Here is a 21781-nt window from a genome sequence, read left to right as displayed (position 1 = left end):
AGGTCATGCCATCTGCTAAGCTTTTAAGAACTTGTTTGCGATAGTCTAGTGAGTAAGTCATAATGATTAAGTATATCTATTGAGATGTTTTATCCTATAACACTTTTATATTTAATACGCTATATTTTCATTACCTAATGAACCCTCAAAGCTCCAGCCCCATGTAAATAGATTGCCGTTCTTAAAAGGTATGCCATTGTTCTGATTGAGTGGCTTTTCATGTGCAATCAGATGCATTGTACCCATCGTCATATTATCGATGTTTTTTAAGCTGGTCAGCTTGTTTGTTGGTTCATTTAAGTTTTCATAACTTGTTTTGCCTTTGCCGTCTGTTTCACCAAACATGCCCCAAGCATAAAGGATGCCATCTGATGCTCGAGTGTTACTATTATTTGCTGCAACATTGTCCAACAGCACATAGCTGGCATTGCCATTGGCGTAGACACGGCGAACCTCTTGACCTGCAAACCAAGGCAATTTGGTTGGCGCAGTTATGGTGCTTGCCCAAGCGTTGACAGTATTTTTAAAGCCAATTCCATTGTAGCCTATTTGGCTGCTAGCATTTAGCCCCCAACCATAGACAGAGTCTTTGTTGGTCAGTGCTAAAACATGATCTTTACCAGCAGCAAGCTGAGTGATTATTTCTTTTTCTACCCTTTGAGCAGTACTATCAGCCAAATCCTGTGCAATGACATTGATACGTACCGGTTTATTAGTAATATTGATGCAATTGTTGGCTTTATCACATGCTTGACTGCGCCCAAGATTGGCGCTCGCGTCGCTGCCCCAACCCCATACCTGACCTTTATCATCTAAGGCATATGAGCTACTGCTACTGGCTACGACTTGTATGATATGACCGACGCCCTCTGACGCCGAAAAGTCAACTTTGACTGGTATGCTGCTATTTATAGCGGTGTTATTACCGAGCTGCCCTTGAGCATTAGCGCCAAATGCCCAAATGCTGCCGTCTTTGGTCAACACCAAATTATGATTATAACCAGCCGCTAACATAACCGCATTATCAATACCGGCAATCGCGCTTATATCAAGACGGCAATCAGCGGATTTAACACAAGAATGACGATTTGACTGACCACGTCCTAATTGTCCATAAGCATCATTACCCCAGCTATAAACTTGACCTTTATTATCGATAGCAAGTGAGTGGTTTTGATTAAATTTAATAGATATTAGGTTTTTTGGGGCATTATTCATGAGTGTCGGTAACTCTGGATGTCCCATAGTATCAGTGAATGTCGAGGTATATGCGGTGCCTGTTTGCCCATAGTTATTACGACCCCAACCATAGAGCTGCCCATCATGAAGGGCTGCGGTATGTGAGCCACCAGCTGCCACCGTATCACCCAGATACATATTTTTGGTTGAGCGCATGATATTACCTGCATTGTCAGTGGCGGCTAAGGCAATGCTGTTTTCGCCTAAATCTAACAAGATGCGATCGTTAAAATAACCATTTGTGTCAATAGTTAGTGATTGAGGTGCTCTACCGTTCAATGTATAAGTCACAGACTTTATGCCACCGCTATCTTGCACTTGACCTGAGACAAATACGGCCGCAACTGCGCTATAACCACTCGAAAAGTTGCTATCCGTTGTCAAAAGTGGCGGTGTCCCATCAATGATTTCTGTGCTGACATCAGAATCATCGCCGCAAGCAGTCAACATCAAAGTAGCGGTAATCAAAGCGACTGCTTGGGTCAGAGTGGATAAACGCATAAATGTCTCAATCAGTGATCAATAAAAATAAAAGGGGTAGCGGTGCCAATCCTAAGATAGGGGCACTTAGTAAAGTGACTGTAATAATTTAAGCGAATAATATTACAAACGATAACTATTATCAATATGTAAATTAGGATGGCAGTATATTAGATATGCTATGTTACGGATCAGAGCAGCAAATATGATAATGGCGGCGTACAGATGAGGTGGTACTTATAGGGATTTGTTATCAGTATTTTTATAGGGCTGTAGCGAGGAGAGCTTTAATAAGACTTTATGATATGGTGGTAAAGATAGCGACTAGGCGCCTATCTGGAAGTATGGTAAAAGCGCGGATCATGCCACTGCGTTATATGTATGTTTCCATGATACTGAGTTAATAATAAAATCGCATACTCACTTATAGTGTTAATAATTATGCGATCTCTATCATTAATGACATTATCTAGCTAATGTAAAGATTGCTCTCAATACTATTTTTCATATGAAGTAGACGAGGGGCAACATCTTCCTCTAGTTTTGTACGGCTCAAAACGAAATTTGGCGCGCCACAATTAAAAGTCAGTAAACCCTCAGTAGGGTGCATTAAAGCAGTGGCAACTGCATTGACATCTTTTTGCCATTCGCTAATTGAAAAGCAATAGCCATAATCTTCATAATCTTTAAAAGCTTTATCCAGTCCTCTTCTAATCTTTATCCAATCCTCTTTGTACTTAGTGCGAATGGCATCAAGGATAAATTCTTGCTCAGCCTGCGGCATACTTGCTAGACAGGCTCTGCCCATCGAACTTAAGTGAATAGGCAAGTATGAGCCGACATTACGGCGCATAGTCGTAGTACCATCACCTTGCACCACATTCAAATATACCATCGTTAGTCGATCGCGAGTGGCCATGGCAACCGCACTATTTGCATACTCTGCTAATTCTTCCATGTATGGCGTTACTAGATTGTTGATAGAGATGTTCGCCATCATCGTATAGCCAAACCCTAAGACACCGGCAGACAATTGATATTTACTACTATTTATTGATTGCTTTAAATAGCCGAGCTTAACTAAAGTATAAGTAAGACGCGTAATCGTGCCTTTAGGCAGTCCTGTTAATTGACTTAAGTCTTGATTACCAAGATAAGGACGCTGTGGGGTAAAGCAACGAAGTAGCTCTAGCCCTCGCGCCAACGCGGTAACGAACTGCCGATCATTCTTATCGCGCATCTCTGCAATCGGCTCTAGCAGTTCGATATGTGTTGTGTTAGCCGAGCCTTCGGTAATAAGGTTTTTAGTTGTCATATATTATTTTTATTCTCAATTAAGTTAATACAAACGTAATGGTCAACATACTGCTTATCGTATTTTATTATCAGAATAAATTACTTTGGGCTAATAATAGTATGCACCTTTAACCATACTATCTTAAAGGTGCATTTAAAATACTTGGCACAGCTATTATAAGCTATTTCGCTATGCGGTATATATATTGAATAATGTTATGCTTTTTGTGGGTCATACTGTTGTTCTTTAATAAACAACGTCGGAATAAGACCACATAAGAAGTACGCACCTGCCATCAGCAATAAACCTGCGCCGATAGAATTTTGCATCGCCATATAACCAATAGCGACGGGTGCAATGACTGAGCCCAGTCGTCCGATATTGAATGCACCACCGATAGCAGTACCTCGAATAGCAGTCGGAAAGCTTTCGGTCAAATAGGTGGCGTTAATCGCATAAGGAATACCATATAAGAAGCCAAAGGTTATCATTAACCAACCGATGTTTTCTGGCGTATGCATGTAGACCAATACCGGTATAAATAGTGCCGTACCCATCGTACCAAAGGCGAACACTATTTTGCGACCTATCTTATCAGCCACAATACCTGCGACTAATTTGGCAAACATCATAGTCAGATAAGTACCTGCCATATAGATAGCCATCTCTTTAAACTTGATACCTAATTCAGTTTCTAGATAAGACGGTAACCAGTTGCTTACGCCAAAATAACCAAATAATAAAAGCCCTGAACTCATAGACCATAAAATAAACATGATGCGATGCTTTGGATTCTCAAATATGGCTTTGTAAGGGTTTTCAGGTTTTTGAAGTGAGTTCTTTGCGCCACTAAGTTTAAGGGCACGTGACTCTTTCCAAGACTGGGGCTCAGACACTAGAAAATACATCAATACTGCAAGAATAATAGGTATAAAGGTTAAGAGGTATAGAGTGCGCCAACCATAGCTAGGAATAATCCAAGCAGACAGGCTCGTAATAACGAGAGAGCCTAAAGTAAACCCTGTCATCAACATCGCAAGCACCGTCGTTCGATGTTTAGTAGGGACCATCTCAGACATCAACGTATTGGTCGCAATGTATAAGCTACCAAGACCCAAACATGCGGTGAACCGTAATGCTACAAAATGTTCGTAGCTCTGCGCAAACCCACTAAAACCTGATAATACAGAGAAGAGTGCGGTCGCAATCACGATAACCCGTACCCGTCCAAAACGATCACAGGCCCAGCCGCCAAAGAACCCGCCGATTGCCATGCCAAATAATGACCAACTGCCCAAAGCACCTGCTTGTACATTGCTCAATCCAAATTCTTGTTTTAAACTTGAAAGCGTAAAGGCAAGAATACCGATATCAGCCCCATCACATAACAAGACTAAAAAACAAAATACAAAGGCCAGTTTCCAAGGTTGCTTCTTAGCAGAATTTAAGCTTGGATTCGAAGTTATAGCCGCACTTTTCACAATACATATCCTTATCGTTGTGAGAATAAAAAACTATTTTGATAGTGTCTTTATGACGGTATTCACGTCCTAGCAAATACCGGTATCGCCTAGCTCATCAAACAAACTACTATTCACTTACTTCTTTAATCATATTACGGGCGATGATAATCTGCTGAATCTGAGTCGTACCTTCATATAAACGATATAAGCGCACATCACGATAAAAACGCTCAATGCCATAATCGGCAATATAACCCGCACCGCCATGAATTTGCACGGCTCTATCAGCAACGCGGCCACACATTTCAGTGGCAAACATCTTGGCACAGGAGGACTCAGTGACGACATCTTTACCTTCATCGCGCAGGCGTGAGGCGTCTAATACCATAGATTTAGCCGCATAAATTTCTGCTTTTGAATCAGCGAGCATCGCTTGAATAAGTTGAAAATTGGCAATGGGCTGCCCAAACTGCTTACGCTCAACGGCATAATGTAATGCATCATCCAACATGCGAGTAGCGGCTCCGGTACTCGCTGCAGCAATATGTAGGCGTCCTTTATCAAGTACTTTCATCGCGGTTTTGAAACCTACACCTTCGACACCACCAATCAAAGCATCAGCAGGCACGACACAATTATCAAAGATGACGTCACAGGTATGAGCACCTTTTTGCCCCATTTTTTTGTCAATTTTACCCAAAGTAATACCAGGGGTATCACTCTCAACGATAAAGGCTGAAATACCACCCGATCTTTTATTTTGCGGATCAGTACGTGCCATCACGGTAAACACGCCAGCTTCAGGGGCATTTGTAATATAGCGCTTAGTACCGTTGATAATGTAGGTATCACCGTCCTTGATAGCAGTGGTCTTTAATGAAGCGGCATCTGAGCCAGAATCCGGCTCGGTCAAACAAAATGAGCCAATGATTTCACCGCTGGCAAGTCTTGGTAGATATTTCTGTTTTTGCGCTTCAGTACCATCGATGACTAGTCCAGATGAGCCGATACCGTTATTTGTTCCTATCAATGAGCGAAAAGCAGGAGAGGTGCGCCCTAATTCAAATGCCAGTGTGACCTCTTCTTCCATCGTAACGCCAAGCCCGCCATACTCTTCGGGAATAGTCAGTCCAAACAGCCCTAACTCGCGCATTTGATTGATGATATCGTCTGGAAGACGGTCGTTTTCAGCTACCCAGTGTTCCATCGGTATTAATTGGTTATTCACAAATTGGCGGATAGTGTCGGTGATTTGGTTAAGAACGTCCTTATCTCTGATCATGTGATTCTTCCTTGTTTAATTGATATTCAAATTGAGAGCGGCTTCATAATTGCCTTGAACAAACAGCATAATTGATAGTTTATGAAATTACAATAGTTTTGGTTTAAATAACCGCAATGCGGTATTTATTAAAAAATTAAAGTTTAAATGATTGGTTTATTTCTCAATTTAACTAAGATTTACCCTTCACAAAGGAAAATAAACAGTATATATTGGTCTTAAATATCGCTATGCGGTATTAATTATCATAATTACTGGTGTTTTTTAAGGGTTGATGTACTTTACCTAAGGACACTGTTTAAGGGATAGCATCATGGAAGAGCCAATCATTATTTGTGAAACATTAGAAAATGGCGTTAGTGTGATAAGACTTAATCGTCCTAAAGTTCGCAATGCTTTAAACACTGAACTACGCGAACAAATGGCAGAGATTTTCATCAAATTAAACGACGATGTGAATACCAAGGCTATTGTGCTGACAGGTGGCGATAAGGTGTTCGCAGCCGGTGCTGATATCAATGATTTTTTAACCGCGAAAACAGTCGATGTGTATTTGCGTCATAGCGAACGCTACTGGGATGCCATCACCAATTGTCGCAAGCCGATTATTGCAGCAGTCAATGGCTATGCCCTTGGCGGCGGCTGTGAGCTTGCTATGCATGCCGACATCATTGTCGCTGGCAAGTCTGCTAAGTTTGGCCAACCAGAAATAAAAATAGGGCTGATGCCAGGAGCAGGGGGTACGCAGCGGCTATTTCGAGTAATTGGCAAACATAAAGCCATGAAGCTGATATTAACGGGCGACATGATAAGCGCTGATGAAGCAGATCAAATGGGGCTAGTCTCTGAAGTAGTCGAAGATGAAACGACTATCAAACGTGCTATCGAAATTGCGGAGAAACTAGCGAGTTATTCGCCTATTGCCTTAACCCAAATCAAAGAAGTTGCCAATCTCGGGGTGGACATGCCATTACAAGCCGCGTTGGCTTTAGAGCGTAAAGCCTTTCAAATCTTGTTTGATACCGAAGATCAAAAAGAAGGGGCAAAAGCCTTCTTAGAAAAGCGTAGTGCTGAATACAAAGGGCAGTAGCTTGTTGAATCATAGAAAGACATAGCTAAGCAACCCTGAAAACGAGACTATTTAACAAGAGCGCATAAAGTAACAAGACCATATAAGGGATTATTATGACTGTTAAATCATTGGCCATTATCGGCACCGGTATTATGGGTATGGGTATTGCGCAAATCGCCGCCCAAGTAGGCATTCAGGTACTTTTATTTGATGCCAAGGCAGGCGCTGCTGAGCAAGGACGCCAATCCCTTCAAGCTACCCTCGAAAAACTAGCCGCCAAAGGTAAATTCACCGATGAGCAGCTGCAATCTACTTTGAAAAATCTGATCGTAATTGAAGATATAGCCAAAATTGCCGAGGCTGATGTCGTTATTGAAGCAATTATTGAAAATTTAGAAATAAAACAACATCTTTTTAAACAATTAGAAAGCATTGTTCCTGCCGAGACGATTTTGGCAACCAATACCTCCTCGCTAGCGGTGACCGCGATTGCTTCTAATTGCGAGCACCCAGAGCGTGTGGCAGGATTTCACTTTTTTAATCCAGTACCCTTAATGAAAATCGTTGAAGTGATTCCCGGTATCTCTACCAAACCTTCAGTGGTTGAGACGCTGACGTCTTTAGCCAAACGCATGGGACATTTAGGGGTAGTGGCAAAAGATACCCCAGGATTTATCGTCAATCATGGCGGTAGAGCTTACGGTACAGAAGCGTTGAAAATATTAGGCGAGGGAGTTGCAAGTTTTGAGGGTATCGACCGTATTTTACGTGACGGCGCTGGCTTTCGAATGGGGCCATTCGAGCTGCTTGATCTTACGGGTATCGATGTCTCTCATCCGGTTATGGAGTCAATCTATAATCAATATTACTTTGAGCCTCGCTATCGTCCGCATCCCTTGACCCGTCAAATGCTAACGGGTAACAAGCTTGGGCGTAAAGTTGGTGAAGGCTTTTATCACTACACAGAAAATAAAAAACAAGACGGTCAAAAAGTGCCAGCAGATACGTCTGAACAATCATTGTTTGAATCATTAGTTCTTAAAACAGGGTCTGATACCTCAAATATCTCAGTTTGGATTGGCGCAGATTTAGCAGAAGATAGACAACAGCTGATTGATCATCTAAACGCTAATGGTATTACTATCGACGATAATGATAAGCCAAACCCTGATAGTTTAGTATTGCTGGCAATCTATGGCGAGGATACCACCAATGCTGCTATTCGCTATCAAGTCAATCCTAACCAAGCAGTCGCCATTGATATGCTGACTGACTTATCTAAGCATCGTACCTTGATGCCAAGTATTGTCACCCAAGATAACTTTATTGCACAAGCTTATGCTTTATTTGGTAGAAAAACAGATAACCGTTTAGTTGAGGACAAAGCCATTACACAGGTTGCTGTCGATGCCACGCTAATTACTGAAAGCACTGGGTTTGTGGCGCAGCGAGTCGTGGCTATGGTGATTAATTTAGGCTGTGATATTGCGATGCAAGGTATTGCGTCTCCTGAAGACATCGATAATGCCGTCAAGCTTGGATTAGGGTATCCATATGGTCCTATTTCATGGGGGGACGAGCTTGGGGCTCAGAGAATCTTACTTATCTTAGAGCGTATTTATGGGTTAACGGGTGATCCGCGTTATCGTCCTAGTCCATGGTTACAACGCCGCGCCACGCTAGGTATTTCGCTATTTACTCAGCAAACTAATTATTAATATTAATAGCAACAACCTAGCAATCTTGCTAAACCATATATCTTAATAAGACAAACTCTCAAAACACAACAAGGAAAAGTTATGTTAGATGCCTATATTTATGACGGATTAAGAAGCCCTTTTGGTCGCCATGGAGGCGCATTAGCCACCGTTCGTCCTGATGACATGATTGCGACAGTAATGAAAGCTTTGGTCGAAAAGCATCAATTACCTAATGATATCTTTGATGAAGTGCTGATCGGTAATACCAATCAAGCTGGTGAGGACTCACGCAATATCGCCCGCAATGCTGCGTTATTAGCAGGGTTAGATGTCAAAACACCCGGTCAAACCGTCAATCGCTTATGCGCTTCAGGACTATCTACTGTCATTGATGCCGCTCGTAGTATTACTTGTCATGAAGGGGATATATTTTTAGCAGGGGGCGTTGAGTCCATGACCCGCGCACCTTTTGTCTTTGCTAAGACTGAGCAGCCTTTCAGTCGTGAGTTTAAAGTATTTGATACGACTATTGGCAGCCGGTTCCCCAATCCTATCATCGAAAAACAGTTTGGCAGCGATAGCATGCCGCAAACGGGTGATAATGTCGCCCTCAAATACGGTATCACTCGCGAAGAAGCAGACAAATTCGCAGCGGCCTCGCAAGCCAAATACCAAGCGGCAAAACAAGCTGGGTTCTTCAATGATGAAATAACACCAATTATGGTATCGCAAGGTAAAAAATTACCCGAAAAAGCGATAGCGGAAGATGAGCATCCTCGTGCCAGCTCTACTGTTGAAGCGTTACAAAAACTTAAGCCTTTAAACAATGAAGGTGTCGTCACAGCAGGTAATGCCTCAGGTATCAATGATGGCGCAGCGGCTTTAATTATTGGCTCAAAGCAGGCGGAGGAAAAGTTGGGCTTTAAGCCTATTGCCAAGATTCTTTCATCCGGTGCTATGGGTGTTGAGCCGAGTATTATGGGCGTAGGACCTGTTGAGGCCATTAAACTGGCGTTGAAACGTGCTGATCTGACCCTTGATGATATGTCCATTATTGAGATTAATGAAGCGTTTGCCTCGCAAGTACTTGGCTGCTTAAAAGGTTTAGAAATTGACTTTGATGACAAACGCGTCAACCCCAATGGCGGTGCGATTGCCGTTGGTCATCCGCTGGGTGCATCAGGCGCAAGACTTGCGTTAAGTACGGCGCGTGAGCTACAGCGTACGGGCGAAAAATACGCGGTGGTCAGTTTATGCATTGGCATTGGGCAAGGGCTTGCCATGGTGATTGAACGAGTCTAACCCTTTCAATACTTTTGCCATATATTTTTAATTTCAAGGATGACCATAATGACTACGATACTTAACCAACATGAGGATTACCAGCAAGCTCAAGAAGCCTATGGTTTTCCTTTGATTATCAAACAGCTACTAAACCGTGCAAAAATCGCCTCTAAAGATCAAACCATTAGTTATGCGGATAAGGTTACTTATACGTATTCTGAATTTTTTAAGCGTGTTAATCGCTTGGCAAACGTACTTAAAAACATGGGTTTGCAAGCAGGTGATGTGGTTGCTGTTATGGATTGGGACAGTCATCGTTACCTTGAAGCGTACTTTGCTGTGCCTATGTCTGGAATGATTTTGCAAACGGTCAATGTACGTTTGGCTGAAGATAAAGTGCTGTATACCATCAACCATTCCAAACCAAAAGCCTTGTTACTTAATGCTGAGTTTGAGCCAATGGCTAAAAACTATCGTCATGAAGCCCCTTCTATTGAGAAAATTATTTGGCTGGATGACGCTCAGTATGGTGAAGACGATACAAAAAACTATACAAAAACTGAGCAAGCCAATATGCCAGATTATGTTGAAGGTGAGTATGAGGCAATGCTAGCCGCGGCCAGTGATGAGTTTGATTTTCCCGATTTTGATGAAAATACTATCGCTACCACATTTTATACCAGTGGTACGACGGGCGATCCAAAAGGGGTTTTCTTTACCCATCGACAGATCGTATTGCAGACGCTATCGAGTACGCTGGCCTCTGCACTCAGCGCCGAAGGTCAAGGTGCTCGCTACAATGATGTTTATATGCCGATGACGCCATTATTTCATGTACATGCATGGTGCTGGCCGTATGGGGCAACCATGATAGGGCTCAAACAAGTGTATCCAGGGCGCTATGTATCCGAAGTATTGGTTGACTTGATTGAACAGTATAAGGTAACGCTATCACATGGTGTCCCAACCATTTTACAAATGTTAATCAAAGAAATGGCCACCCGAGGACGCAAGTTTAACGGTCTTAAATTGTCAGTAGGTGGCTCCAAATTAAACGAAGCTCTAGCTGAAGCCGCTATTGAAAGTGGCATAGAGTTTATCTCGGGGTTTGGAATGTCAGAGTCATGTCCTGTACTCGCCAGAATGGCATTCGGCGATCAGACAAGTGCTATGACGACGACAGAAGAGATTAATTATCGTTGTCTTTCTGGCTCACCAATTATGCTGGTATCGATGGAGCTTTGGGATGCGAACGGCAAATCTTTACCGATGGATGGTGAGTCGACCGGCGAACTCGTCGTTCGAGCGCCTTGGCTGACCCAAAGCTATTTTAAGAATCCAGATGCTGGCGATGAGTTATGGCGCGGTGGCTGGATGCATACCCAAGATATTGCCTGTATTACCGCTGATGGTACTCTCAAAATTACCGATAGGCTCAAAGATGTCATCAAGTCAGGTGGCGAATGGGTATCCTCGCTTGAAGTCGAAAATATTTTATCATTCCATCCTTGCGTTGCTGAAGTGGCCGTCATTGGAGTAGCGGATGAAAAATGGGGCGAACGTCCTCTAGCGTTAGTGGTCCTGAAACCTGATCATACCGATATTAAAGCGGAGGAGATTTTAGCATTGGGTCATCAAGCAGTTGAAAAAGGCTATTTACCAAAGTATGGCGTCCCAAGTGAAATAAAGTTCTTAAGAGAAATGCCGAAGACCAGTGTGGGTAAGCTTGATAAGAAAAGAATGCGGATGATGTACGTAGAAAAATTGATTTAGCCCAAACAACTATATCAGTGACTGCAAAAAAACAGTTAATGCAGCTTACTGATAATTTGAATAGGTATGTTCATTGGCGCGACTAGACGAGATAACTATGAAAGATTTAGCAAAATTACCAGAAATACAAGAGACGCTTAATAAAGACAATAACCATCCTATGCATGGTTTTGCGGTTATTTACTCTCAACAAGTAGAGTGGGGCGATATGGATTCTTTTGGACATGTCAATAATGTGGTCTATTACACTTATGCCCAAAATGCTCGTATCCACTATAACAGTCAATTAAATCTATTCAATGAAAAGACTTTTTCAGTCATGGCAGCATCATCCTGCCAATATTTCAAACCAGTAATCTATCCCGATACCTTATGGATTGGGGTTCGAATTAAGAAAATTGGCAATGCCAGCTTGATTCATGAATATACCTATTATAGTACCGCTATGAATACTATCGTTGCTAGCGGTGAGTCAGTACTGGTATATCTTGATAAAGCCACTGGACAAAAGAAAAATATCGACGAGACAAAAAAAGCCGCTATTAGTGATTTTGAAAGGGTTCAATAAAATAGGAGACAAGTGTTTTTGTACAAGGAGATAGTACTGGTATTTATGAGGTAAAAAAATACAGTAGCGATAGGCATTTAAAGGAATTTTCAAACAATACAAGGAATGTATAGATCATGCTTTATATCAAAAAGTTGTCTTTTGGTTTGGCGGTTCTTGGGGTATGTGCACAAGCACAAGCCATAGATCTCGTCACAAATGCAGATACTACTCTAAGTATCGGTGGTTATGTTAAAGCCGAAGGTATATTTTATTCTCCAGATGAAGGCGAGTCAGAGTTTAAAGGCAATGCACGGCAATCTCGGATTAATCTGAAAACCACTAAGAAGGTAGAGGATAAAAAATTAACGGGTTTTATCGAAGGGGATTTTTATGGCAATGCCGCAAATGACGGTTCAGACTTGCGACTTCGCCATGCTTATGTTCAGGTCAACGATTTGACCGTAGGAAAGACATGGAACGGGCAGTTCTTGGCGGTCTACCCGCTTTTGACTGAACAGCTCGATTTTCGAGGTACGGGATTAGGAACTATCTCAGGTGGGGGCGCTGATATCCGTCCAGATTTGACGGTGCATTATACCCATAAAGGGCTTCGTTTTACCGCTCAACAACCTGTTTATGAGGACGCTAATCTGCCCGATATGGTGGTCAGCTATAAAAATAACATATCTGATCTTAGCTATAACTTAGCGGTCACTGCACGTGAGGCTAAAAATGGAAACGATTCAGATGTCGGTGTCGGTGCTTCTTTGGCCGGTAAACTCAAACTGGGTAATGACTCATTACATGCGAGCGTATTCAATGGTAAAGGGATGGGCGTCTATTCGACAGTATGTGTCGGAAAAATGCTTGGGGCAACTGGAGCTATAGATTGTGATGCTGAAAACGGCGAACTTGTGTCGCAAACAGGCTTTACGGTAGGATATAGACATAAATTTACAGAGAAGCTTCTGAGTAATATGCGTTATGGTGAGATTAATGTAGATGATGCGGCTGATACTTCCGTCAATGTAAAAAGTATAAACCTTGTCTATAATTATTTACCAGATCTCGATTTTGGTATTGAGTGGCGAGATCGAAGCGATAAGACATTATCGCAAGTAAAAAAAGGTCAGCAAGTCGAAATCATGGCCAAATATAGCTTCTAAGCTAAATAATTTCTAAGCCGAATAGCTGAATAGTATGTCGTTTAAAGTTATATGCCATCATCTAAATCATGATTATATAGTTAGTACTTATATAACAGGTTGCAGAAAAGGTGCATAAAGCTTGTTACTTATGGTAGTAAAGAGCGAAAGGATAAAAGGTTGTTAGCGTGACTGCAAGCAGGTGCAATGGGATTTTTATATACGGCTATGCCAAATTTAAGCTTTAGCGTTCTTCGGCATAGCTCATTTTTGCGTTGACTGCTACACTATTACACTATCTGGCATTCCGACATATTCTTTAAAGCACTACCATAAAAACTGATTAAGGACAGGTTATGCATATCACGGCAAATTTTGATGCGGGCAATATTGAGGTTATTAGTTTAGAAGATAAAAAAGATATCCAATTGGCTATTCGTCCGGACGTCGGTGGCGAATTTTTTCAATGGTTTAACTTTCGTATAACCGGTCAGATTGGCGAGCAATATGTGCTCAATATCCTAAATGCAGGGGAAGCCGCGTTTCCTGGAGGGTGGGAGAGTTATCAAGCAGTTGCTTCCTATGATCGTGAGTATTGGTTCCGCCTGCCCACCTCTTATAAAGACGGCAAGCTGACAATAAACGTAGACATGGAATGTGAAACCATTCAAATTGCTTTTTTTGCCCCTTACAGCTATGAGCGTCATCAAGATTTATTAGCCGCTGTACAAATGCACCCATTTGTGACGTTAGAGCATTTAGGTGAAACGCTTGATAAGCGCGACTTAACCTTAGTTAAAATTAGTGATGGCGATAGCAGTAGTGACGAGAGTAAGCGTAACATTTGGATCACAGCGCGTCAGCATCCTGGTGAGACTATGGCTGAATGGCTGGTCGAAGGTCTCATGTATAGCTTATTAGACGGTGATAATGCGACTGGCAAATTATTATTAGATAAAGCAAACTTTTATATTGTGCCGAATATGAACCCCGATGGCAGTGTACGTGGTCACCTACGTACCAATGCAGTCGGAACGAACCTAAACCGCGCTTGGTCAAAGCAGTCGGAACGAACCTAAACCGCGCCTGGTCAAATCCGAGTTTAGAAAAAAGCCCTGAAGTGTTTCATGTTATTAAGAAAATGGAAGCGACTGGCGTTGATCTATTTTATGATGTACATGGTGACGAAGAGATACCTTTTGTGTTCCTTGCCGGCTCTCAAGGGACGCCTAATTATAATGACCGGCTCGCGCGACTCCGTGATAGATTTTCAGAAGTGTTAAAGCTGGCCAGTGCTGACTTTCAGACTGAAGAAGGCTATGACGTTGATGCACCGGGTACAGCGAATATGACGCTCGCCACTCACTGGGTGGCCGAACGTTTTGACTGCCTAGCCAATACTTTGGAGATGCCATTCATAGATAACAATAATGTGCCTGATGCAGATACGGGTTGGTCACCAGAGCGTTCTATTAAATTGGGAGAAGCGTCGTTAGTTGCCATGTTAGCGGTCGTTGATGATTTACGTTAGTTAACAGATTCTCTAATCCTAATTTTATAACACCACATAAGAAAAACCATCATAAAAAGGTTGCGATCGCTATTTTTAATATAGCGATAACAACCTTTTTTTATATTTATATCTAAGATATTACAAGCCAGCCCCAAAACAAACTTCCAATGGCATTATCACCATGCAATTCATAAACTGTCTAAGTTTATTATTTTAAAGACCTTCTGAAAAATAGGCTGGCAAGCGCGCAGGCAAGCGTCAATGATAACAACATCGAGACTAAAGTATGGCTAAAAAAGTGATCGCCAAATGCCATTTTATATAGCCCCATCGTCCATCCTAAAGCTGTGACGAGTACAAAGATTTTATAGCGATATTTCTGTACTGTCGGTAAAAATGCCAATCCATATAAAGAAAATCCTGCGCTGGCATGCGCCGCTGGAAAGCACTTCGCAGGCGTTTTAGCGAGTATGTTTTGCCAAAGATTGAGATATGGTAAATCACCATTGAAAAGAAATAAACTATTTGGGCAGCTAACATGGGTAAAGCTCTTAAGGGTTGCGATAACCGTAGGTACTATGATGATAGTGATTAATAAATAACCTACCTCTCGGCTAGACAATGCTGCGATTGGTCTAATAAAAAACACTTTAGCATTCACAGTATTAACGTATCGACGTTGCCAATAGTGCCAAATTAATATCATTATTAAATAGCCGCCAAATAATATTAATAATAATTTTGGAAAATCATAAAAGATAAATCTATAAGGCTGCGCGCCTTTTTCAAGAAGCCAATGTCCATTAATATAGAAAAGCTCGCTAATACGAACGTCAAATTGGCTGTGCTCAAACGTCAATGTCGCAATAATCGTTAAGCACAGCAGCTTGAGCCACGTCCAATCAGTTGTGTTTTTTACTAGCGTCATTGAGCCTCCTTTTAAACTATATTAAGTCGAAAATTTTTGAATCTTACTTAATATAAGAGGTTCCAGAACGCCATTACCCATAAGACAAACAAAAGCAATAATGCCAAAAATTGCGCCGCAGAACCTACATCTTTAGCTATTTTAGCGAGTGGATGTTGGTTCGTTGAGGTATGATCAACACTGGCTTCAATACCAGTATTAAACAGCTCAACGATAAGGGATAAAAAAGAGGTGATTGTCAGCATCATTTTTATGCTGATACCAAAAGGGATAAGTATGATTGCTATTAACAAGACGCTATTAAGCCAGAATACTTGTCTAAAAGCCGCCTCATATTTATAAGCGGCTTTAAAACCATCTAAAGAATAACCGGCGGCTTTAACAATACGAGAAAGACCTTTGTTGCCTTTGGCAAGACTGGCATAACTATTAGGTGCAAGCAGTTGAGTGGCCGTCGTTTGGTTTTTTGATTCGGAGTTGATTGTATTCATATTGAATTCTTAATACGCATTAATATTGAGTTACGCTAGATGTTTTGAGTAATTAAAAAAATAATCAAACAAAAAATTAGCATACTGTTCTTATGGAAACAGTATAAAACAGGGGATATTAAGAAAACGTTAAGACAATATTGATTGGTTGATTCATGAAATACAGTGAAGACTTATATACGGCATTTATTATAATAAATGCTAAACGTACTACCACCTGTAGCATTGTCTTGGTGCATAAGCTCCCAGTCCATATGAATCATGATACGTTGCACAATGCTAAGACCCAAACCGCTACCTTCTACCTGATCGCTGGTATTTATATTATTCAGACGCTCAAATCTCTCATAGAGTAAAGGCATCATAATTTCGGGAATACCAAGACCAGTATCAGAGACTGTAATTTTTTCAGCATCGATAGTGACAATGACTTCACCATCATCTGTGTATTGAAACGCATTTTTTATTAAATTACCCAATGCCATTTTTAGCAGCTCAGGGCGGACATTTGCTATGTAATCTTGCTCAGCGACTACTTTACAAGTTACCGGTTTATGGCGTAGCAAATATTGTAAGCGTGTCACTTCATTAAGGGCGATGGTGTTGATAGAGGTTTGCGGTGTGTCCAGCTGTTCAGGCGCGCGAGATAATAGTAATAAAGCGCTGATGATTTCAGAGGTTTCTTTGGCGGTCGTACTAATACGGTTGGCGAATTCGCTTAGGCGACTGTGCTCTTCAAGTTGTGAGGCTAGTACCTCCGATGCACCCATGATAATGGTCAACGGTGTGCGCAATTCATGACTGACATCGCCGGTAAATAGCTGCTCACGTTTTAGATATTGCTCTAGTTTATGATTTTTTTTATCGATAGCGCGTGCTAATACTCCAACTTCTGAGGGTAGATGGGTTAAGTCAGTGAGGTTTTGATGATCGGTTTCTACGGCTTGCTTTAAATCTAGTAAAGGCTTAATGATTTGCTTAGAGGATAAGTAAGAGAATAGCGCTGCAATGAGCAAACTCAAAACAACCGCAATTTTTAGTGCATCTGCAAATATATCTTCTAACTCTTCGAAGATGGCTAAAACAGGATAGTTTTCCATCACCATCTCAGACCCTTCTAAGTAAGTCAAAATATATTTTTGCTCATTTTGTTGATGGGCAAAAAAATGAAGATTCGTTTCAGTGTTGCCCGTTTGATTGTTCACGGTTACCTGCATCTCTTGAACAGTTCCGTTTGCTATCGCTTTTAAATTTTCAGGCGCACTGTCATAACGATAAATTTTGATACCAGGATTTGCTGTATAAGCCGCCTGTTCACCTTCTTTTTCTTGACTAAGTTGCAGCTGTTGTAAAAGACGCCCTTTCACTAAGTCCTGTTCGATTCGCATCTCAGCATACATAAAAATACTGACGAACGTTGTGCAAAGCAGTAAGGCAAATAACAAATAGGAGATTCGAAACTTATTAGCGATGGATTCTATAGTGAACATGGCAGGTGCTTATTTAGAGTCAGGTAATATATAGGGAAGTACAGGCGTAACTACTTATAGTAAACTTCAATCTTTAAATTGTATTATGAATTTTCAAACTTTGTCTGGGTCAATAATTTGGTAACCAACACCAGCCATTGTTACTATCATGACTTTATCAAACGGTTTATCAACTTGCGCACGCACACTATGCAAATGGGTGCGAAGCGCATCACTACTTGGCACATCTTGTCCCCATACTTTTTCCTCAAGCTCAGTTTTACTGACTACCCGAGGCGAGGCAATCATCAGAGTGTGTAAGATTTTGAATCCCGTTGGGGTTAGTTTTAATGGTTTGTCTTCTCGTTTGATACTGTGTTCCTCAGTATTTAGAGACAGCTTGCCAACTTCTATATTGTGCTGAAAATGTTCATCTTGATGGCGGCGTATTAATGCTTTGATGCGAGCTTCTAATTCAACCAATGAGAAAGGTTTCACCAAATAATCATCCGCACCACTATCAAACCCTGCAACCTTATCCAAAACAGTATCACGCGCGGTCAGCATCAATACGGGCGTCTTATCATGCAGCTCTTCTCTAAGCGTTTTGCACAGCTTAGTACCATCCATACCGGGAAGCATCACATCGAGCAATATAACATCGTAGCGATTGCTTGAAGCCAGTGCTAAGCCACTCAGACCATTATGGGCATTGTCCAACTCGAAACCTTTTGGCTCAAAAAAAGCATAGATATTGGCTACGATATCAGGATTGTCTTCAATAATAAGTATCTTATACATAATGGCTACTATCTACAAAAAGCGTGAATTGAATAAAAAAAAGTTTAATGGGTAGTCTTAAAAAAGGTTGGTTCTGACGCTACTTCTTGAGTAGTGATACCAAAAAAATGCAATAAGGTTGGCGTAATAAAATCATGTGACACTGGCTGATTGGTCATATTAGACAGACTCTTAGGATTGATGCCATTGTTTTTAGGTGACCAAATAATGACTGGCACCTGTTTTTGCGCATTCGGCGCAATACCGTACGGCAGACCATGTAAATATACATTGTTTTCACCCAGACTTTCCCCATGATCACTAATATATACCATCACCACATCATAGTCTTGCTCATAGGGTTTTAGCGTATCTATAACGGCATTTAAAAAGTAATCGGTATAGCGAATCGCATTGTCATAACCATTTATAACGGATTGAGCATCACACTTAGATAACTCGTTGGTCATACAGACTGGCTTGTATTCTTCAAATTCCTTGGGATAACGTTGGTAATAAGCAGGACCGTGATTGCCCATTTGATGTAATAAAATCAGTGTATCTTGTGGCTTCGCAGCAGTCTTGACCCCTATGTCCGACTTAACTAAAGTATCAAAACCGTCCAACATGCCAATATCACGACATTCAATATCACAATTAGGATTTAGCTTAGGCGTTTTATAGTCCTCAACGGTGACTCGATCTGCCACGCCTTTAGAGCTAGAGTTATTGTCCCGCCAGATAACATTAACGCCTTGTTTGTTGAGGGTATCAAGCACGTTTTCATTATATTCAGCAGTGTCAACGTCGTAATCGCTTCGGTTTGCATAACTGAACATGCAAGGTACTGAATAAGCAGTTGACGTACCACAAGAGGTCGCATGCTTGTAGCTATAGGTATCCGGCTGGCTGGCAAGTAACGGCATCGTATCGCGTTTATAGCCATTCAAGCCAATATGGTCAGCGCGAACCGTTTCACCGACTACGAAAACCATCAGCTTAGGTTTCGTTGTGCTACTGACGGCTGCGGTACGCTTTGCATCTGGCGCATGCAGTATCAAGGTATCAGGGCGGCGTAGCTCATCGACGTAATCGGTACCGAGTTTGATAACAGAATAAACAGGGGTAATGGGATTGGTATAACTACGCACTATTTTATGCTGGCGGAAAAAGCTGGCGTATTGATCTCCAAATGGTAATAGGCAAACTGCTATTATCGCAATAGACGTTATCAAGGTGATTGCCTTTTGCACGATTGAGCGAACTATAGACAAACGCTTTATACGAATCTTACTAATCAAAAAAGCAGGTAGCAGACCCAATAGTAGTAGTCGAAAAATAAAGCTTGGTGCTATCAAACCCATCGCTTCTGCTTGGTCTGTCTGCAAGCTGTTAACCAACATGCCAGTGTCAAATATCGTTCCATAAGCATCGGTGAAGTAACCACATATTGTCGCAATCAGTACCATAGCAATGAGCACTACTTTTGCCGTCGGTCGATAACATAATAGCTGAAACAACAACCACATCAGCCCAAACAGTAAACCAGTCAGAGAAACGATAAAACCAATGTTATCAGCAAACGGATAGATCGTTAATACTTGTTTAAAGAAGCCAATATTTGCAGTAGCAACGAGATAGAGCGTAACCACTATAATCAGATAAGTAAGATTGACTTCACGATGATAAAATTTATTTTTATCGAAGGTTTCATTATTATTTTTAGCAAGACTTATATTATGGGTTTCTGCAATGGCTAGATCGGTAATTAAGTGTTTTGACATACACAGACTTCTTAATAGAGTGAGATAAATGTTATTCTCTAAGGTAACAATTACCCTGTTAAGAAGATGTTAAGAAGCCTATATTAGATGCATAATAGATAACGAAGGTCAGATTGTATCTGATACTCTAAAAACTCATAAAATACTCACAAAAACGGCTGTAAAAGAGACTTCTCATTCATGATTACGCTCATCCAAAAAAATCAGCAGTTGTTCCTTTTAGGAGTCTTTATTCTATTAGTGGTGGTTGTTTTATGGGTTTTACAGTATGTGATAATTCGCTATGGTCAGAAGGTACTGAATCAGGTGCCGACATATTGGACGGTGCTCGAACAATATTTTGGAAAAAGCAAACGACTCACTCGCTTACAAAATAACTATCCAAAACTGTATCATGCTTCGTTGCAAAGGCTCACTGTACAGCACTTTTATGGATTGCCTCTGACGGTTTTATTTTTAGTCATGGGTTATATCTTAGCTTTGTTTTTTGGTTTGGTTGAAGATGTGGTTACGTCAGATGCTATTGTGGCAACGGATTTTTTTGTGTCACAGCAGATGAGTATGCTGAGTGAGTCGCCTGTAGTGACGTTTTTTATTTTTATTACTAGCTTTGCCTCTACTGCAACGACCTGTTTAATCGTATTACTAGTCTGTATCCTATGCTGGGTGATTCGCCAACCCTATATATTGGTAGGGTTCTTAATAGCCACTTTAGGAAGTACGATATTTACTTTCCTTAGTAAACTATTATTTCATCGCACGCGACCAGTAGATATTTTATTGTTTGAGCAGACAGATTCTTTTCCTAGTGGACATGCGACGGTTACGGTTGCGTTATATGGTTTTCTGGCTTACATGGCCATTCGTTTTAGTCGTAACTTTGCCACGCAAGTTCGGATAGCTGTGATTACTGTTTTTTTCTCACTATTGGTAGGATTAAGCAGGATTTTGCTGAATGAGCATTATTTGAGCGATGTACTGGGAGGTTATTTGGTAGGCGCATTGTGGTTAACGGTAGCGATTAGTGTGACAGAGTGGCTAAGGACGCGTGACAAAATTGATTGGCAGATAAGTTGGTCAGTTACTCAGGTTCGTCTGGTCTGGCTCAATATTGTATGTGTACTGATCGGCACCTCGATATATGCTGAATTTTATCAGTTGCCATTGTTAATCTAAGTAAATTCAAGGTATTAATGCCAAAAAAATATTATCATTCATATTTAACATTAATAATAATGGCTAGTTTTTAGTCATAGGCTTGTCCCAGTACAGTGGTGTACCATAATACCAGTCCATAAAATCAATAAAGCGTCTCACCTTCTGTGGTAGCAGTTGAATGTGGGCATAAACTACATATAAGCCCAAAGCCTCAGTTCAATTTTTAGCAACACTACGACCAGTTTACCACTCATAAGCGCTTCGCTAATAATGAAAGCCGGCTGTAATATCAGTCCTGCTCTTGCAATAGATACATTCATCACTGTAAGCACAATAAGCTACTTCAGCACTCCATAAAAATTACTATATAATC

General features: G+C 41.2%; 18 protein-coding genes. 9 read left to right on the top strand and 9 right to left on the bottom strand.

Going from position 1 to position 21781, the window contains the following annotated elements; all coding sequences use genetic code 11:
* Positions 1 to 111: 111 nt before the first annotated feature.
* From JMX75_RS07315 to JMX75_RS07300, 4 genes are all read right to left on the bottom strand, one after another.
* Positions 112 to 1740 carry a chromosome condensation regulator RCC1 gene (locus JMX75_RS07315; protein ID WP_201531816.1) on the bottom strand — a complete coding sequence of 543 codons (1629 nt, stop codon included), beginning with the start codon at positions 1738 to 1740 and terminating at the stop codon, positions 112 to 114.
* Positions 1741 to 2188: 448 nt separating this feature from the next.
* A complete protein-coding gene (locus tag JMX75_RS07310) occupies positions 2189 to 3034 on the bottom strand; it encodes an IclR family transcriptional regulator (protein ID WP_011513564.1) in 846 nt (281 codons plus the stop codon).
* 197 nt (positions 3035 to 3231) lie between these two features.
* A complete protein-coding gene (locus JMX75_RS07305) occupies positions 3232 to 4497 on the bottom strand; it encodes an MFS transporter (RefSeq protein ID WP_201531814.1) in 1266 nt (421 codons plus the stop codon).
* A gap of 109 nt (positions 4498 to 4606) precedes the next feature.
* Positions 4607 to 5761: an acyl-CoA dehydrogenase family protein gene (locus JMX75_RS07300; protein WP_133104286.1), complete on the bottom strand. Its 1155-nt coding sequence runs from the start codon at positions 5759 to 5761 to the stop codon at positions 4607 to 4609.
* A 313-nt stretch (positions 5762 to 6074) separates the two neighbouring features.
* On the opposite strand from JMX75_RS07300, the gene JMX75_RS07295 reads away from it, so the two are divergent.
* From JMX75_RS07295 to JMX75_RS13025, 8 genes are all read left to right on the top strand, one after another.
* On the top strand, positions 6075 to 6851 hold the full coding sequence (locus tag JMX75_RS07295; RefSeq protein WP_201531812.1) for an enoyl-CoA hydratase: 777 nt from the start codon (positions 6075 to 6077) through the stop codon (positions 6849 to 6851).
* Positions 6852 to 6940: 89 nt separating this feature from the next.
* On the top strand, positions 6941 to 8551 hold the full coding sequence (locus tag JMX75_RS07290; protein ID WP_201531832.1) for a 3-hydroxyacyl-CoA dehydrogenase: 1611 nt from the start codon (positions 6941 to 6943) through the stop codon (positions 8549 to 8551).
* Positions 8552 to 8632: 81 nt separating this feature from the next.
* Positions 8633 to 9835 carry a 3-oxoadipyl-CoA thiolase gene (locus JMX75_RS07285; protein ID WP_201531810.1) on the top strand — a complete coding sequence of 401 codons (1203 nt, stop codon included), beginning with the start codon at positions 8633 to 8635 and terminating at the stop codon, positions 9833 to 9835.
* A 48-nt stretch (positions 9836 to 9883) separates the two neighbouring features.
* Entirely contained in the window at positions 9884 to 11590 is a 1707-nt protein-coding gene (locus JMX75_RS07280) for a fatty acid--CoA ligase (protein ID WP_201531808.1), read from the top strand.
* 97 nt (positions 11591 to 11687) lie between these two features.
* The gene (locus tag JMX75_RS07275) at positions 11688 to 12158 is read left to right on the top strand and encodes an acyl-CoA thioesterase (protein WP_201531806.1); all 471 of its coding nucleotides are present in this window, start codon (positions 11688 to 11690) and stop codon (positions 12156 to 12158) included.
* Positions 12159 to 12274: 116 nt separating this feature from the next.
* Entirely contained in the window at positions 12275 to 13306 is a 1032-nt protein-coding gene (locus JMX75_RS07270) for a hypothetical protein (protein ID WP_201531804.1), read from the top strand.
* Between the two features lie 335 nt (positions 13307 to 13641).
* A complete protein-coding gene (locus JMX75_RS13030) occupies positions 13642 to 14364 on the top strand; it encodes a M14-type cytosolic carboxypeptidase (protein WP_265088682.1) in 723 nt (240 codons plus the stop codon).
* Positions 14365 to 14405: 41 nt separating this feature from the next.
* Positions 14406 to 14816 carry a hypothetical protein gene (locus JMX75_RS13025; protein ID WP_265089558.1) on the top strand — a complete coding sequence of 137 codons (411 nt, stop codon included), beginning with the start codon at positions 14406 to 14408 and terminating at the stop codon, positions 14814 to 14816.
* A 190-nt stretch (positions 14817 to 15006) separates the two neighbouring features.
* On the opposite strand, the gene JMX75_RS07260 is transcribed toward JMX75_RS13025, so the two are convergent.
* From JMX75_RS07260 to JMX75_RS07240, 5 genes are all read right to left on the bottom strand, one after another.
* Positions 15007 to 15726, bottom strand: coding sequence for a PAP2 family lipid A phosphatase (locus tag JMX75_RS07260; protein ID WP_201531802.1), 720 nt, complete (start codon positions 15724 to 15726; stop codon positions 15007 to 15009).
* Positions 15727 to 15773: 47 nt separating this feature from the next.
* The gene (locus tag JMX75_RS07255; RefSeq protein ID WP_201531800.1) at positions 15774 to 16217 is read right to left on the bottom strand and encodes a diacylglycerol kinase; all 444 of its coding nucleotides are present in this window, start codon (positions 16215 to 16217) and stop codon (positions 15774 to 15776) included.
* 173 nt (positions 16218 to 16390) lie between these two features.
* On the bottom strand, positions 16391 to 17707 hold the full coding sequence (locus tag JMX75_RS07250) for a sensor histidine kinase (protein ID WP_201531798.1): 1317 nt from the start codon (positions 17705 to 17707) through the stop codon (positions 16391 to 16393).
* A 93-nt stretch (positions 17708 to 17800) separates the two neighbouring features.
* Complete coding sequence (locus JMX75_RS07245; RefSeq protein WP_133104297.1) at positions 17801 to 18487, bottom strand: response regulator transcription factor; 687 nt, start codon at positions 18485 to 18487, stop codon at positions 17801 to 17803.
* A gap of 44 nt (positions 18488 to 18531) precedes the next feature.
* On the bottom strand, positions 18532 to 20250 hold the full coding sequence (locus JMX75_RS07240) for a phosphoethanolamine transferase (protein ID WP_201531796.1): 1719 nt from the start codon (positions 20248 to 20250) through the stop codon (positions 18532 to 18534).
* Positions 20251 to 20430: 180 nt separating this feature from the next.
* Here JMX75_RS07240 and JMX75_RS07235 point away from each other — a divergent pair, with 180 nt between their 5' ends.
* The gene (locus JMX75_RS07235) at positions 20431 to 21426 is read left to right on the top strand and encodes a phosphatase PAP2 family protein (RefSeq protein WP_201531794.1); all 996 of its coding nucleotides are present in this window, start codon (positions 20431 to 20433) and stop codon (positions 21424 to 21426) included.
* Positions 21427 to 21781: the final 355 nt, after the last annotated feature.

Source organism: Psychrobacter sp. LFX-11D (assembly GCF_904846475.1).
Lineage (GTDB): Bacteria > Pseudomonadota > Gammaproteobacteria > Pseudomonadales > Moraxellaceae > Psychrobacter > Psychrobacter cryohalolentis.
The sequence above is the reverse complement of the archived record's forward strand: the minus strand, read 5'-3'. Positions and strand labels throughout refer to the sequence as shown.

Excerpts from the sequence above, each read along its gene's own strand:
- JMX75_RS07245 (WP_133104297.1), bottom strand. The coding sequence starts at position 18,487 with ATGTATAAGATACTTATTATTGAAGACAATCCTGATATCGTAGCCAAT.
- JMX75_RS07255 (WP_201531800.1), bottom strand. The coding sequence starts at position 16,217 with ATGAATACAATCAACTCCGAATCAAAAAACCAAACGACGGCCACTCAA.
- JMX75_RS07315 (WP_201531816.1), bottom strand. The coding sequence starts at position 1,740 with ATGCGTTTATCCACTCTGACCCAAGCAGTCGCTTTGATTACCGCTACT.
- JMX75_RS07260 (WP_201531802.1), bottom strand. The coding sequence starts at position 15,726 with ATGACGCTAGTAAAAAACACAACTGATTGGACGTGGCTCAAGCTGCTG.
- JMX75_RS07235 (WP_201531794.1), top strand. The coding sequence starts at position 20,431 with ATGATTACGCTCATCCAAAAAAATCAGCAGTTGTTCCTTTTAGGAGTC.
- JMX75_RS07280 (WP_201531808.1), top strand. The coding sequence starts at position 9,884 with ATGACTACGATACTTAACCAACATGAGGATTACCAGCAAGCTCAAGAA.
- JMX75_RS07310 (WP_011513564.1), bottom strand. The coding sequence starts at position 3,034 with ATGACAACTAAAAACCTTATTACCGAAGGCTCGGCTAACACAACACAT.
- JMX75_RS07250 (WP_201531798.1), bottom strand. The coding sequence starts at position 17,707 with ATGTTCACTATAGAATCCATCGCTAATAAGTTTCGAATCTCCTATTTG.
- JMX75_RS07285 (WP_201531810.1), top strand. The coding sequence starts at position 8,633 with ATGTTAGATGCCTATATTTATGACGGATTAAGAAGCCCTTTTGGTCGC.
- JMX75_RS13030 (WP_265088682.1), top strand. The coding sequence starts at position 13,642 with ATGCATATCACGGCAAATTTTGATGCGGGCAATATTGAGGTTATTAGT.
- JMX75_RS07240 (WP_201531796.1), bottom strand. The coding sequence starts at position 20,250 with ATGTCAAAACACTTAATTACCGATCTAGCCATTGCAGAAACCCATAAT.
- JMX75_RS07300 (WP_133104286.1), bottom strand. The coding sequence starts at position 5,761 with ATGATCAGAGATAAGGACGTTCTTAACCAAATCACCGACACTATCCGC.
- JMX75_RS07295 (WP_201531812.1), top strand. The coding sequence starts at position 6,075 with ATGGAAGAGCCAATCATTATTTGTGAAACATTAGAAAATGGCGTTAGT.
- JMX75_RS07275 (WP_201531806.1), top strand. The coding sequence starts at position 11,688 with ATGAAAGATTTAGCAAAATTACCAGAAATACAAGAGACGCTTAATAAA.
- JMX75_RS07270 (WP_201531804.1), top strand. The coding sequence starts at position 12,275 with ATGCTTTATATCAAAAAGTTGTCTTTTGGTTTGGCGGTTCTTGGGGTA.